Below are 14,090 nucleotides of genomic sequence, written 5' to 3'. Positions count from 1 at the left end.
AGCAGAAGCCTGCCGTGCAGAAAGCCTGGTTACAGCCGAAACTGGGCACCTACTTTGACTCCGAAGTTGTTGGCATTGGCACTGTTGCGGTAAGTAAGCCGGTGAATAAAATCCACCCGGATAAGCTTGCCGATGTTCTCCAGACCGTAGCCGACCTCCACGTAAGGCTGCCGGTCGAGGGTGGGAATGCGGGGCAGCTCGTGGCCCTGCTCGTCGTGGTGGGGCTGGGCCCGGTTGGCCGCCGAAAGCCCCCGTATAGTACATTGGCCGTGCCCACCAGCCGCCAGTTTAAGGCCCGGATTCCGGGAATACTGTTCAACACCAGGCCCTCGAAGTGCTGGTCCAGCCGCAACGACACGCTGCGGTCGGTGACAAACTCGAAGTAGTTCATCAGGTTGAAGGCGTTGGCGTTGTAGAAGGGTGTTTGGTTGCCGAGTGGGGTTTTGAGCACCAAATAAGGCACCGCCGACGGAATGTAGCTGCCCTCCAGGCGGTAGCCCAGGCGCCCCAGCTGGCCCACCGATACGCTGTGCGTTAGCAGCAGATTCAGCTTCTGGTAAGCAGGGGAGGGGTTCTTGGTGAAGGCATTGCGCCAGCCCAGCGTATAGCGCAGCGTAGCCACCGGCCAGCGCTTCAGGCCCACGGAGCGGCGGCGATTGTCGCTTTGCACCAGGTTTTCATCCCGGGCGTAGCGCGCCTCCAGCACCAGCTCCGACAACGTGAGGTGGCGGCCCAGCAGAGCCGTGGGGCCGTGGTCTTCCGTGGCGTAGTAGGCAAAGTCGTGCAGGGGAGTAATGTCCTGGTGGCGCAGGGTCAGCGTCTGGGTAAAGCCCCGGAGCAGGTCCCGCTGCAGGCTGGCCGCGTACAGGTCGCGCAGAATGGGGCGGCCCTGCTGCACCCGGCCCCAGCGGGAGGCGGCCAGAAACAGGTTGTTGTCGGGCAGAAAGTCGTTGTCGAGCAAGGCCACCTGCTCCAGGTCGTGCCGGTATTCGAGGCTGAGGACCGTCCAGTGCCGGCGCTCGGCAATTAGTGCCGTTTTCAGGCCGTACTTCAGGCGGGCGTCCCGGCTGCCGTAGGCCACGTAGCCCTGCGTAAGCCAGTTGCGGCTGAGGTCGGAAGTGGTGCGGAAGCCCACGCGCAGGCGGCTGCCTTCGTAGTCGTTGTGGGCGTAAGAGGTAAGAATCGGGCCCAGGTCCCAGCGGCCCACGCGCTTGTAGCCGTTTACCAGCAGCTCCACCCAGTCGAGCAGGTTGCGCACCGAAGGCAGCTGCCGGGCCGAGTCCAGCACGGCAAAGGTTTGCCGCTCCGAAAGGCTGAGCGTATCGGGCCGGTGCGCGTCGAAGTAGCCGGAAGAACCCGGCGGCAAGCCGCTGGCCTGCGCCTGCCCGGCTTCCCGCTCCGCTGATTCCGGTAGCGCCGAAACGATGGGCTGGTCATAAAACCCGGGCTCGGAATGCAGCCGGTTGCGCACAAAATGGCTGTTGACCGTCGTGAATCGTACTTGCGTGGCGGCCTGCTGCCGGTAAGGCTGCACGCTCACCACTAGCCGGGTGCGGACCGGCAGCCCGGGGCCGTCGGCCGGCGAAGTCATGTCCTGAAACAGGCGCAGGTCGCTGACGAAGTTGAGGTTGGCCTTGGGACTGGCCACCAGGTCGGCCCGGCGCAGCGCGTAGTTCTGGGCCGTAATCCAGATGGTGCCCTGGAAGGCCAGATCATGGGCGCGTTTGGGAGAAACGGCGAGCTGGTAGCACCAGTCCGGCCCCAGGAAAACCGAGTCCTGAAGCTCGTAATCGTAGGTTAGCCGGCTGCCTTCGGCCAGGGGCGAGGCGAAATCCTTACCCAGAATATTGAGCCAGTTGGCATAGAAGTCGAAGTTCTGAAAGTTGGAGCCCAGCAGCTCGGCAGCCACCGAGCCTTCCCGGGGGCCGGCCCCCGCATCTGCCGGTGTAGCAGGTCTTCGCGCCGGCGCAGCGGGGCATACGTCTGGTACACCCGCGAGCTTACCTCAGACGCGAAAAGGGGCAGCGGAGCGTCCGGATCGGCTGCGGCGGCCGCGCCCTGGCGCTGGGCCAGCGCCCGGATGTCCCGGACGACTTTGCGCCGGGCCAGGCCCTGGGGTACGTGCAGCAGGCTGGTTTCAATGCGGTTATAGGAATCATACTCGGCAGCCTGCAAGGCGTGGCGGGCGTTGCGGGGCTTGTGCTTTTGTACTTCGCGCAGGATGCGGAACGCCGGATTCTCGGGCTGGCGGGAGTACACCATTACCTCGGCCAGCACGTGGCGGTCGGGCTTGAGCCGAAACAGCACGCTTTGCTCACTTGCCGCACTCAACGGCTGCCGCAGCGCGACAAACCCCAGGGCCGACGCCGCAATAGAGTCGGCGGCACCGGATAAGGCCAGCTTGAAGCGTCCCTCCAGGTCGGCGGTGGTGCCCGTGCTGGTTTTGGGGATAAAGACCGACGCAAACGGCACGGGTTCCCCCGTCGCGGCTTCTACTACCTGCCCGCTGACTACGCGGTGCTGAGCCGCCGCGGGCCGGGCGCAAAAAACCAGGAAAAGCAGTGGGACTACTAGTCTCGTTAAAAATGCCATTAGAATAATTGATTATGCGAGCCCGAAAAGCCCGACGCAAGGCTGGGCGCCGCGGGCCCCACTGGGCTCCTGCTGTTGATTAGCTGGTAAGTGCTTACCAGGCCCACTAGCTGAGCCGTAGCCACGACAGTAGTGCTTAAAGCCGCCCTGCGTATCGGGTTTTATCAGATGCCTCAAAAGTAGAGTGGGCGGCCGGGCCCGGCTTTGGCCAGCCGGATTCCCACCTTTCTGTCGCGGATTTTGTTCAGTGGCACCCCGCTAGCCTGACCCAGTGGCTATTTCCTGCCGCTATTTCTCCCCTGCAGCCAACGGCAAGAATACAGCCAGCACCAGATGGTACAGTGTAAACCAATGCCGGCCCACCCCGCTAATTTTGGCGCTTAGCGGGGCGGTCCGGCATTGGTAGTTGTCAGCACCGGCCTTCAATGGCCCACTGAGTGCTCCGGCCGTACATATGCAAAGCCAGTGCTAGGCTACCGGCTCTGCCACTAGCTGTTGCATGAGTTGTTGCAGGCCCTGGTGCTGGGGCAGAAGGGCCGCCAGCCGCTGCAGCTCCGTCAGGTGCTGCTGGGTGAGCGGCATGGGCATGCCGTTGGTGAAGTAGCGCACATTCCGCTCGAAGCGGGTGCGGGCGTCGGGCTGGCTGCCGGGGCCTTCCATGCGGAACTGAGCCGGGGCCAGCAAGCCGAAAAACAGCTCCTGGGCCAGCTCCGGATAGCGCGGCAGGGAAGGGGCCACGCCCAGGTTGGTGGCCAGCAGCTCGGCCACTTCCTGGCAGGTGGTAATGCGGCGGAACTGCCGGAACTGCTGAAACGAGGCCAGTCCGGCCGCCATTTCGGAAGCCGTGGGCGAGGCGCAGGTTCCGCTCCAGCAGCCGGCAATCCAGCGGGCCTGCAGCTCGGCCGACACAAAGTAGGAGCCGATCTGCTCAAACATGCCCATGAAGGCAACGTTGGGCAGGGCCGGGTGAAACGTGAAGTCGTGCAGGTCCAGAAACTTCTGGTCAAGGTTGACGGCCCGGCGCAGGTCTTCAGCCAGGAAAGGCAGGTGCAGGTCGTAGCCCGTGGCCAGGATAATGGCATCTACCGGCAGCTCCCGGCCGTCGGTGAGTACCACGGTGCCCGGGGTGTAGGCCCGCACCCCGGGCACGGCCTGAATACGGCCTGCCGCGACGAAGTCGAGGTAGTCGTGGCACTGCGAGACGCCGGCTTCCAGCAGACTGTCGGCCGGCCGCAGGCCGCCGTAGTCGGCCGGGTTGCCCACGGCGCCGAGGATAATCTGCTTCAGCCCCTCGGCGGCTTCGGCCGGGGGCAGGGCCTGGTTGGCGTAGCCGGCAAAGCGGCTGAAGGCCAGCTGGTCGGTCGGCACGCCGTGCATGATTTTGCGGGCAATATAGCGGGGTTTGCGGCTTGAGGAAATAACAGTCGTATCCTCGTTGCGGGCCACGTCGCTGGCAATTTCCAACCCGCTGATGCTGTTGCCGACGACCAGCACCCGCTGCCCCCGAAATTCTTCCCGGCCCCGGTAGTCGAACGAGTGCAGCACCCGGCCCCCGAACTGGTCGAGGCCCGGGGTAGTGGGGTAGGCGGGCTTGTTGTAGCGGCCCGAGGCAACGATGACGTGCGAAAACAGCTCCGTCTGCTGCTCACCCGATGAACTGACGCTCCGCAGCACGTAGTGTCCCTCGGGGCTCCGGCTAAGCTGCTCCACCCGGGTATTGAACCGCACGTGCGCCATAACGCCAAACTGCTCGGCGTAGCCGCGCAAATAAGCCAGCACTTGCTCCGTGGGCGGAAACATGGGCGTGCCGCTGGGATAATCATAATCCGAAAACGACATCTTGATGTGGCAGGAATTGGCGGGCATGCCCGGCCACTGTCCGCTGTGGGCCGCGCCCTGGTTCCACTGCCCGCCCAGAGCGCTGCTTTGCTCAAACAGCACTGGGGTCAGCCCCACTTCGAGCAGGGATTTGGCTGCCGTAATACCACCCGGACCGCCACCAATAATGGCAACTTGACGGGGCGAAAAGCTAGAAGATGTGTGCATTGCGTTAAAAAGTATGGTAAGATAGATTTGTGCGAAAAAGCGGCTGGCGAAGAATAGAGGGTAGTTGAAAGAGCCTATAGCCCTTGGCAAACAAGACCTAAGTGGCCGTGGGGCTGGTCTTCGCAGTGCCCCCGACAGTAGCCAGATAGCCAGTAAAAAAGCCCGCTGGAGAAGCTGCCCAAGCCCGGCAGGGTGCCGTCTATCCGTCGAGCTCCCAAACCCCGGCCCCGGTATTTCTGGCGGTCATGCAGCCCGTCGGGACGGGCTGAACTACACCCGACGCGGCCCGACGGCGCCCTAAAACCAGTGCGACAAAAGTAGCTGCGGGGTAAGCCTAACTGCCTTTGCCTGACGGATTCTCGCTTTTCTATCCCGGATTTTCTTTGCCCGTCGCCGCGGCCCGCGGACCTCCTGTTTCGGGCTGACTGGGAGCAACCGGGTACCGCCGAGCCGCACTTATCCAAAGTGGGCGCAGCTTTTTCCTGGGGCACGCGTACCTTCACTGCCCACACTGCGCTGCTATGCTTCCTGCTTCCTTGTTTGAGGACTTCGACCTGTTCCCCGCCGAATCATTGCTACCAGCGCTGCTCGACACTTCGCCGAACGGTATACTGCTCTGCACGCCGGTGCTGGATGAGGCCGGAGCCCTGGCCGATTTAGCGTTTGCCTACCTCAATCCGGCCGCCCAGCGCCTGCTCGGGTTGCCGGCCCAGCCCCCGGCTACTTACTTGCAGCAGTTCCCCAATAGCCGCACCGATGGCAGCTGGGCCGCCCTCGCCGATTCGTTTGTGTCCGGTGAGCCGGGCCATTTCCCCTTGGCCTCTTTGGGTGGCGGGCCCACGCAGCGCTTCCACCTGTCGGGCCGGCGCGTGGGCGGCGGCCTGCTGATCAGTCTCACCGAGGCGGCCGTTCCGCTGCCGCGGTCGGCCGAGAGCGTGCGCCTGGAAAAGCGCAGCCGGCAGCTCGAGCGCTTCGATACGGTGCTCGAAGGGCTGCAGGAATTTGTGTACCTGTTCGACCTGCAGGGCCGCTTCCGCTACGTCAACAAGCCTTTGCTGGACTTATGGGGACTCACCCTGGAGCAGGTCGTGGGCAAGACCTTTTTCGACCTGCAATATCCCGCCGAGCTGGCCGGCCGCCTGCAGGCCCAAATCCAGCGGGTTATTGATACCCGGCAGGCAATAGCCGACGAGACGCCTTACACCAGCCCGGCCGGCCAGCTCGGCTACTACGAGTACTCTTTTGCGCCCCTGCTGAACGCCGAGGGCGTGGTAGAAGCCGTCGGGGGCCGCACCCTGGCCGTGACCGAGCGGCGGGAAGCCGAGGCCGCCCTCCGCAATAGTGAGGCCCGGTACCGCACGCTCTTCGAGTCCATCGACCAAGGCTTCTGCGTGATTGAGGTGCTGTTTGCTCCGGATGGGCAGCCTTACGATTACCGCTTTCTGCAAATCAATCAGGCATTTGAGCAGCAGACGGGCCTGGCCGATGCCATAGGGCACACCATACTAGAGTTGGCCCCTGGCTTCGAGCAGCACTGGTTTGACATCTATGGGCGCGTGGCGCTGACCGGGGAGCCGGTGCGCTTCGAGCAGCGGGCCGAGCAGCTGCACCGCTGGTACGACGTGTATGCCTTTCGCCTCGGGGAGCCCGAGCTGCGGCAGGTTGCCGTGCTCTTCACCGATACCACCGCCCGCAAGCAGTTTGACGAGGCGTTGCGCAAAACCCAGGCCCAGCAGGCGTTTCTGCTGGAGCTCAGCGACCAGCTGCGTCCCTTAGCCGATCCGGCCGATATTCAGTACCACGCGGCCTGCGCCCTGGGCCAGTACCTGGGCGCCAGCCGCGTGGGCTACGCCGAAGACCAGGGCGACAACCAGCACATCGTCGTCACGCGCAACTACACCCAGCCCGGTGTGCCTGGCCTCGAGGGACGCTACCACTACGACGATTACGGCCCCGAGCTGTTGCGCGCCTTTCGAGAGGGACGTACCGTAGTGCGCCCCGATATTGCCAACGACCCGTGGCTGACGGCTGAGGAAAAAGCTGCCCACGCCACCTTGCAGCTCGGCGCTACCGTCAACGTGCCCCTGCTCAAAGACGGGCAGCTGGTTGCCGTGCTCTTTATGCATTACCCGCAGGCCCACGCCTGGACTACCGACGAGCTGACGCTGCTGGAAGAAACAGCCGAGCGTACCTGGGCCGCCGTGGTGCGTGCCCGCACCGAAGCTGCCCTGCGCGAATCGGAGGAGCGGTTTCGGGTGATGGCCGATTCCGTGCCGCAAATTGTCTGGATTACGGACGCGGAAGGCAATACGGAGTTCTTCAACCGGCAGTGGAGCCGCTATACTGGCGTGCCGTATAAAACGGGCACAGCCGCCGCGGTGGCGGGCTCCTTTGTGCACCCGGAGGATGGAGCCCGCACGATGGAGGCGTTTGAGCAGGCGCGGCAAACCGAAAGCGTATTTCAGGTTGAGCACCGCATTCAGGCCGCCGACGGCAGTTACCGCTGGTTTCTGGTGCGCGCCGAGCCCTACCACGACCCGCTCAGCGGCCAGATTACCCGTTGGTTCGGCTCATCCGTCGACATTCACGACCGCAAGCAGGCGGAGCAAGCCATGCGGCAAAGCGAAGAGCGGCTCCAGCAGGCCTTGTCCATCGACACGGTAGGCGTGTTGTTCTTTGACTTGGAAGGCGGCATTCACGACGCCAACTCCGCTTTTCAGCGCATGAGTGGCTACAGCCGCGCCGAGCTGGCCCGCGGCGGAGTAGACTTGGACACGATAACCGCCCCCGCGTTTCTGCCGGCCACGCACCGGGCCCTGCAGGAGCTGCGCACCGTGGGGGAAAGCACGCCCTTGGAAAAGCAGTACCTGCGCCCGGATGGCTCCAGCTGGTGGGGACTGTCGGCTGGCAAGCGCCTGAGCGAAACCGAGTGCGTTAAGTTTGTGCTCGACATCACCGAAGCCAAACAGGCCGAAGCCGCCTTGCGCGAGTCCCAGCAGCAGCTCCAAGCCTTCAATGCCCAGCTGCAGCGCATGAACGTGGACCTCGACAACTTCGTCTACGCCGCTTCCCACGACCTGAAGCAGCCGGTCAACAACCTGGCGGGCCTCTTTGAGGAGGTCCGCCGCAGCGTCACGTTTACCGACCCGGCTGAGGAGCAGGTCCTTGTGCCTATGATCCAAGATGCCCTGTTGCAGCTCAGCATCACCATCGACGATTTGGCAGCCCTGGGCCAGGCTCAGCAGCTGAGCGAGGCGCCGGCCGAACTGATTTCCCTGGCCGAGCTGACGGAGGAGGTCGTCAACACCCTGGAGCCGCAGGTACGCGCGGCCCGGGCCCGCATCACCACCGACTTTGCTGCCCGCCCGGCCCTGTCTTTTGCCCGGGCCAACCTGCGCACGATTCTGCTCAACCTGCTGGGCAACTCGCTCAAGTACGCCGACCCCGAGCGGCCGGCCCGCATCCACGTGTCGGTGTGGGTGGAGCACGGGCAGCCCGTGCTGGTGGTGGAAGATAACGGCCTGGGCTTCGATGCCACCAAACACGGGGCCGAACTGTTTCGCTTGTTCCGTCGGCTGCACACGCACACGGCCGGAACCGGTGTGGGCCTTTACCTGGTCAACCGTATTGTGGAAGCCAACGGCGGCTCCATCGAGGTAGACAGCCAGCCGGGCGAAGGCGCTACGTTCCGCATCCGGTTTGGTAGCGCATAACGAACGGCCAGCAAGCCGCTGAAATCCATTTCTTGATTGCGTTAAGCTTGTAACTGTGGCCCGCATGGGACGTGGCCGCGCCCGCCACCCAGCCTCTCTGCCGGTTAAGGTTGCGTTGCCGACCAGCGCAGCATGTTCAGCAGCAGCTGTTGGCCGACCAAGTTGGCCCGGTTGCCGCGCGAAGTGTCCAGGGAGGTCAGGGCGGCGTTTTCCCCGTCGCCCTCGGCTTTTTTGCCGGCTTTCACCCCGCGCAGAGTTGAGAACATATCCAGGGCGCAGAGGATGATGCGGCCCCGGCCGTGGGGCACCACGCTCAGGGCCGAGTATACTTCTTTCTTGTGGTCGGAAACGCAGCCTACGATGGTTTCGCCGTTGAACAGACGCAGGCCCAGGCGGGTCCGGTCGTAGGTGGCAAAGCACTGATATTCCCAGTTAAACACGCAGCTCTGGGGCAGGCCCGCAAACAGCGGGTGGCTTTTGACGAAGTAATTACCGCCGTACCAGCTGGTGCCCAGCTCCTTGAAGCCGCGGTAATCCACCACTTCCTTACGGCCCAGATGCGTGGTCCACTTGTCGATGTTGCCCACCACAATCAGCGTGTGGCCCTCGTTCACCCACTCCAGAATGTCGGTGACCAGCGGGTTGCCGGTTTGCTGCGGATTGAAGGCCCCAACCAGCAAATAGTCGCCCACCGGCCGCCCCGACTTGAATTCCTTAAAGGAATTGACGCCGACGGACTTGAGGTAGCCGCTGAGCACCCCGCTGGTATCGGCCACCATGCCAGTAGCAGGAATGCCGGCCGTGTTCAGGCGCACAGCGTAGAGCTGGTCGTCGCCCGAGGCAACGACCGTGCTGCCGCGCAGCAACTCGGCCCGCACGGTGGTATAGCCACTGCTGATGGGCACGATGGGCAGCCCGGCCGTGAGAAGCTCCCCGTAGCGGGTGCCGCCGCTGACCTTCACCGCTACAGTTTTAGCGTAGACCACCCGGCCCTGCTCGTCGGTGGCCTGCACGCGCAGCTGGTACTTGCCTTTCAGGTCAACTTCATTGATGAGGTGGAAGTCGGCCCGGCAGGTGTCGCCCACGCCCAGCACTTTGCGGGGCAGCTTCACGGCCACGTACACGGGGCGGTTGTAGCGGGCAATGAGCTGCACGTCGCCCTTGGGGTTGCGGTAGTTGTCGACGATGCCGGAGTGGTTTTCCAGCATCATGCTTTCCCAGCCGTTCACGGCGTAGCCGTCGGTGATGTTGTTAAGGCGGATATTCTCAATGGTGCGGCCCTGGTAATAGTAGGCCGTGTTGCCCATGGCCGTGGTTAGGGCATCCACGGTGGGGAAGGCCTGGCGGAAGCCGGGCGTGTTGGTCAGAAACTGGTCATAGGCATCGTACCACTGCAGGTAGCTGGCGCTTTCCCAGCCGATATCCTTGCCGGTTTTCAGAATTTCGTCCCGGATCAGCTGCAGGCGGGGCGGCGTGCCAATGGCCCCATCCTCGCCCCAGTAAATGATTTCGTCCTTGTGGTCGGTGTAGCGCAGGTACTTGTTGGGCCCCGAGTACAAGGCGTTGTTGTACACCCCAGGGCCACCGGCGTGGTGCTGGTCAAACCAGCCGTAGTCGTAAAACTGCTGGTCGTAGGGCCGCAGGTGGAGCTTGAAGCGGGGTTGGGCTTGAGCGTCGGGTCGCCGTTGGAGGAGTTGTAGGTGAGCAGGCGCGTGGGGTCGAGCTGGTGGGCGGCGCTCATCTCGGTGCGGTCCTGGGGCTCGGGCGGGGCACCCCGCTCGTTGTGGAAGTTGTAGATGATAAGCGAGGGATGGTTTCGGTCGCGGCGCACCATGCGCAGCACTTTCTCGGTGCGGGCCGCCAGGTAGAAGTCCGCCTGCTTTTTGCCCAGCGAATCGGTGGCGTTCATCAGGTTGGCCGGGTACTGGTTGCCGCCGGGCTCCTCGAAGTAGAGCAGCCCCAGCTCGTCGGCATAGTCGAGCACGTTGGTCTGGCCGATGGTGCGGTGGAAGTTGAGCATGTTCAGACCCAGGGCCTTGGCGGTTTCCACCTGCTTGCGGGCTAGCGCGTCGCTAGGCGCAATGCCGTTCACTGGCCAGAAGCCCCAGGAAATGGCGGTGCGCAGCACAATGCGCTTGCCGTTGAGGAAAAACTGCTGGTCGCCGCCGGCTACGTCCCGGGCCTCAAACCAGCGAAACCCGAAGCGCTGCCGGTAAGTGTCGGTCTTGCGGTCAGCACCGGTCCAGGTGGCCGTTACCTCATACAGATTCGGGCTTTCCATGCTCCAAAGCTTGGCCTCGGGCACCTTTACTGTCACCGTTTTGGTACTCAGGCCGGCCGGTATTTGGGCCAGGGCCACGTTCTGGCTGAACACCGTTTTCTGCGTGCCACCGTGCTCTTTCACTTCCAGCCGGAGCGTGCCACTGCTGGGCTGGCCAGCGTAGTTGGCGGTAGTTACCTGCACATCTACCTCGCGCAGGCTGGGCTTGTTTTGCACGAACACGTCCTGCACAAATACCGGCGGCGTGGCCACCAGCTCCACCTTGCCCGTGATGCCGCCGAAGCCGTGGGTGGGCTGGGTGCGGTAGCTGCCCCACATAAAGTTCTGGGAGTCGCGCCAGTCGAAATTGCCGTTGGGGTCGGTGATGCGCACGGCCAGCTCGTTGTCCTGCCCGTAGCGCACCAGCTTGGTCACGTCAACTTCGAAGGGCGTACCGCTGACCAAGTCGTAGCCGGCCAGCTGCTGGTTCACAAACACCTCGGCCCGGAACCGCACGCTCTCGAAGCGCAGCACCACCCGCTGCCCCTGCAGGGCGGCCGGCACCGCCAGCTTGGTCGTAAACCAGGACACGCCCAGGTAATTGCCGCTCAGTCCAAACAGGTTACCATTTTGCCCCCAGTGGTACTGTTCCACGGTTGCGGGCAAATGCACGGTTTTGCCCTCCGCCTTGGTCAGCGCGGCCCAGCCGCCGGTCGGCAGGTGCACCGGCAGCGTTGCCACCTCCACGGGCGGGGCATACAGCCGGTCTTGCACCCAGGGCGCGGCCGGGTCCAGCCACAGCCGCCAGTCCTGGCCGGATAAATCCCGCACGAAGCGGCCTTTATCCGGCTGGGCCTGAGTGGGTAAGCCCAGGCTGCACAGAATGGCAAGCAGCAACTGGCGAAAGAAGGCGGGAATGGTCATAGAGCAAAGGAATACTTAACCGGAAAGGAAAGTCGAAGTCAAAGGACGCCGTGCTGAGCTTGCCGACGCACCGTGACTGCCAAAGTAAGGGCAATTACTGCGGCGGCAGTGCTGCTTTAGCCGGACACAGGGCTAGTGTTGATTAGGGCTGGCTAAGCGCGTGGCTTATAGGTTGTGTAGTCCTTGGCGCTGCAGAGTTGCCGAAGCTGTATATAGAAGCCTGCGGGGCGGAGTAAGCACTGCTTTGTCTAAAATATCGTAGAAATGCCGGGACATTGTCCGGCTTCTCGCTGTTATCAGTTCTCTATGCCAACAACCGACTCCTTCCGCCGCCCCGATCTGCTGCGCCTGCCCTACGACGATTACCGAGCCCTGCCCGCCATTGCCAACTCCGACCTCTCGCGTCTGCGTGATGCGCTGAATGGGCGTTACCAGAAGCCCTCGGCCATGAACGGGGCGCTGGGCCTGGGCACGGCGTTTCATACGGCGCTGCTGGAACCGGAGCTCTACGAGGCGGGCCAGCCCGGCATCAACGATTCGCTGATCTGGTGGATGGTAGAAGGCGTGAAGCTGGACCCCTACCTGAATGATTTACTGCTGCGCGGCACGCCCGAGCCCAGCTGCATCTTTACCGAGCCCACCACCGACACCGTCTGCAAGCTGCGCGCCGATCTGGTAGCGCCCGAAACCGACCGGGGCTACACCATCATCGACTTCAAGACGACCATGGCCCGCGACTACAACCACTTTCTGGCCCAGTGCAGCGGCTACGACTACGACCGGCAGGCAGCCTTTTACCTCGATGCCCTGCAGGCCGACCAGTTTTTGCTGGTTGGGGTGCAAAAGGTCGAGCCGTTTAGCCTCTTCACAGTGGAAGTGCCAACCTATATGCTGGAAGAGGGGCGGGCCAAATACCTGCGCCTGCTGCAGCTGCTACAGCCCGGAGCCGAGGTTCCCAGCTACCTCAGCGCGGCCGTGCGCGACGTGCGCGACGGTCTGACCAACGATGCTGAATAGATGTTTTAATCGGCTAACACACGTTTGTACGTAATTAAGTGCTGGAAAAATATTGTGCTTATTTTTTAGCAAGTAGTTGGAAGTCTAAAATTTTATTTCTTACTTAGCAATGCAAAGACAATAGCGCAAGCCATGCAACTTTTCAATAACGTGCTTTCTAATAATAACTCGAACAATAATTTGTTTGAGACTGGAAGGCCGTTGTTCATATAAAGGAAAAAGAACAACTCAGTAAGTAAGCCTTCCGAATAACGGAAGGCTTTTTTTTTGCCTTCACCACCCGTCAGGGAATTTCTCGGATTTAAAAAACTGCCTTCGGGGCGGACGGCTTCTTATTGCCTTTCCCGTCCCGGCTTACCCCGCAAAACCTTCACTTCATAACCCTTCTACCCCTATGGAAACCGTTCTGACCACTTCCCTCACCCTGGCGCCCGCCGAGCTGCTCAAAACCGAAGAGGCCATCAGCTTCGTCAAAGACTCCTTTTCCCGGGAGCTGAGCCGGCAGCTGCACTTGGTGAAAGTATCCTCGCCCATTGCCGTGCTCGATGGCACCGGCATCAACGACGATCTGAACGGCATTGAGCGGCCCGTCCACTTTCCCATCAGGGCCCTGGATGAGCGACGCGCCGTGGTGGTGCACTCCCTGGCCAAGTGGAAACGCCTGCGCCTGCAGGAGCTGGGCATCGAGGCCGGTAAGGGCCTGCTGACGGACATGCGCGCCCTGCGCCCCGACGAGGACTACTCGCCCATTCACTCAATTTATGTGGACCAATGGGACTGGGAAAAGCACATTACAGCCGAGCAGCGCACGATTTCCTACCTCAAAGCCACGGTTGAGAAGATCTATGCGGCCCTGAAAGCCGTGGAGCAGCAAGTGAGTGAGCAGTACCCCGAAATTGAGCCCGTGCTGCCCGAAGCCATTACCTTCCTCTACGCCGAGGAGCTGCTGCAGCGCTACCCCGACCTGACGCCCAAGCAGCGCGAGCACGAAGCCGCCAAGGAGTACGGCGCCATCTTCCTGATGGGCATCGGTGGGGAACTGAGCCACGGCGAAATCCACGACGGCCGCGCCCCCGACTACGACGACTGGAGCACCCCGAACGAAGCCGGTCACTACGGCCTCAACGGCGACATCGTACTCTGGCACCCGGTCTTGGAAACGGCTTTCGAAGTGTCGTCAATGGGTATTCGGGTCGACAAGGCGGCTCTTACGCGGCAGTTGGAGCTGCGCGGCTGCCCCGAGCGCAAGGACCTGCACTTCCACAGCCTGCTGCTCCAGGGCGCGCTGCCCCAGAGCATCGGCGGGGGCATCGGTCAGTCGCGGGTGTGCATGTTTATGCTGCGCAAAGCCCACATCGGCGAAGTACAAGTGAGCATATGGCCCGAACCCGTGCGCCGGGAGTTGGCTGCCAACGGAATTGAGCTGCTGTAATTTGTCTGCTTAAATAAAAAATAATAGCCGTGTAATTAACTTACACGGCTATTCCTGTTGCGGAATAAGTATCGTTGAATTTAATTAATCAGGTTTGAATTAATTA

At 62.4% G+C, this 14,090-nt stretch carries 7 protein-coding genes; 3 read left to right on the top strand and 4 right to left on the bottom strand.

Annotation, left to right across the window (positions count from 1 at the left end; all coding sequences use genetic code 11):
• Positions 1-49: 49 nt before the first annotated feature.
• The 3 genes from MUN79_RS23425 to MUN79_RS23415 all read right to left on the bottom strand — a co-directional run bounded on the left by MUN79_RS23425 (position 50) and on the right by MUN79_RS23415 (position 4,638).
• Positions 50-1,909, bottom strand: coding sequence for a DUF5686 family protein (locus MUN79_RS23425; RefSeq protein WP_244674941.1), 1,860 nt, complete (start codon positions 1,907-1,909; stop codon positions 50-52).
• Positions 1,798-2,592, bottom strand: a complete 795-nt coding sequence (locus MUN79_RS23420; protein ID WP_244674940.1) for a carboxypeptidase-like regulatory domain-containing protein — start codon at positions 2,590-2,592, stop codon at positions 1,798-1,800. The genes MUN79_RS23425 and MUN79_RS23420 overlap by 112 nt, the downstream gene beginning before the upstream one ends.
• A gap of 468 nt (positions 2,593-3,060) precedes the next feature.
• Positions 3,061-4,638 carry a flavin-containing monooxygenase gene (locus tag MUN79_RS23415; RefSeq protein WP_244674939.1) on the bottom strand — a complete coding sequence of 526 codons (1,578 nt, stop codon included), beginning with the start codon at positions 4,636-4,638 and terminating at the stop codon, positions 3,061-3,063.
• Positions 4,639-5,159: 521 nt separating this feature from the next.
• On the opposite strand from MUN79_RS23415, the gene MUN79_RS23410 reads away from it, so the two are divergent.
• Positions 5,160-8,351, top strand: a complete 3,192-nt coding sequence (locus MUN79_RS23410; RefSeq protein WP_244674938.1) for a PAS domain S-box protein — start codon at positions 5,160-5,162, stop codon at positions 8,349-8,351.
• 1,453 nt (positions 8,352-9,804) lie between these two features.
• Here MUN79_RS23410 and MUN79_RS23405 read toward each other — a convergent pair.
• On the bottom strand, positions 9,805-11,535 hold the full coding sequence (locus MUN79_RS23405; protein ID WP_244674937.1) for a glycoside hydrolase family 2 protein: 1,731 nt from the start codon (positions 11,533-11,535) through the stop codon (positions 9,805-9,807).
• A 306-nt stretch (positions 11,536-11,841) separates the two neighbouring features.
• On the opposite strand from MUN79_RS23405, the gene MUN79_RS23400 reads away from it, so the two are divergent.
• Together MUN79_RS23400 and asnA are read left to right on the top strand one after the other, a co-directional pair.
• A complete protein-coding gene (locus MUN79_RS23400) occupies positions 11,842-12,552 on the top strand; it encodes a PD-(D/E)XK nuclease-like domain-containing protein (protein WP_244674936.1) in 711 nt (236 codons plus the stop codon).
• Positions 12,553-12,946: 394 nt separating this feature from the next.
• Entirely contained in the window at positions 12,947-13,984 is a 1,038-nt protein-coding gene (asnA, locus tag MUN79_RS23395; RefSeq protein ID WP_244674935.1) for an aspartate--ammonia ligase, read from the top strand.
• Positions 13,985-14,090 lie beyond the last annotated feature (106 nt).

Source organism: Hymenobacter cellulosilyticus, from assembly GCF_022919215.1.
Classification (GTDB): Bacteria; Bacteroidota; Bacteroidia; order Cytophagales; family Hymenobacteraceae; genus Hymenobacter; species Hymenobacter cellulosilyticus.
Note: the sequence above shows the minus strand (reverse complement) of the source record. Positions and strands in the feature narration are given on the sequence as shown.

Bases quoted from the DNA above. Each gene is read 5' to 3' on its own strand.
- MUN79_RS23420 (WP_244674940.1), bottom strand. From the start codon at position 2,592: ATGGCATTTTTAACGAGACTAGTAGTCCCACTGCTTTTCCTGGTTTTT.
- MUN79_RS23415 (WP_244674939.1), bottom strand. From the start codon at position 4,638: ATGCACACATCTTCTAGCTTTTCGCCCCGTCAAGTTGCCATTATTGGT.
- MUN79_RS23410 (WP_244674938.1), top strand. From the start codon at position 5,160: ATGCTTCCTGCTTCCTTGTTTGAGGACTTCGACCTGTTCCCCGCCGAA.
- MUN79_RS23405 (WP_244674937.1), bottom strand. From the start codon at position 11,535: ATGACCATTCCCGCCTTCTTTCGCCAGTTGCTGCTTGCCATTCTGTGC.
- MUN79_RS23400 (WP_244674936.1), top strand. From the start codon at position 11,842: ATGCCAACAACCGACTCCTTCCGCCGCCCCGATCTGCTGCGCCTGCCC.
- asnA (WP_244674935.1), top strand. From the start codon at position 12,947: ATGGAAACCGTTCTGACCACTTCCCTCACCCTGGCGCCCGCCGAGCTG.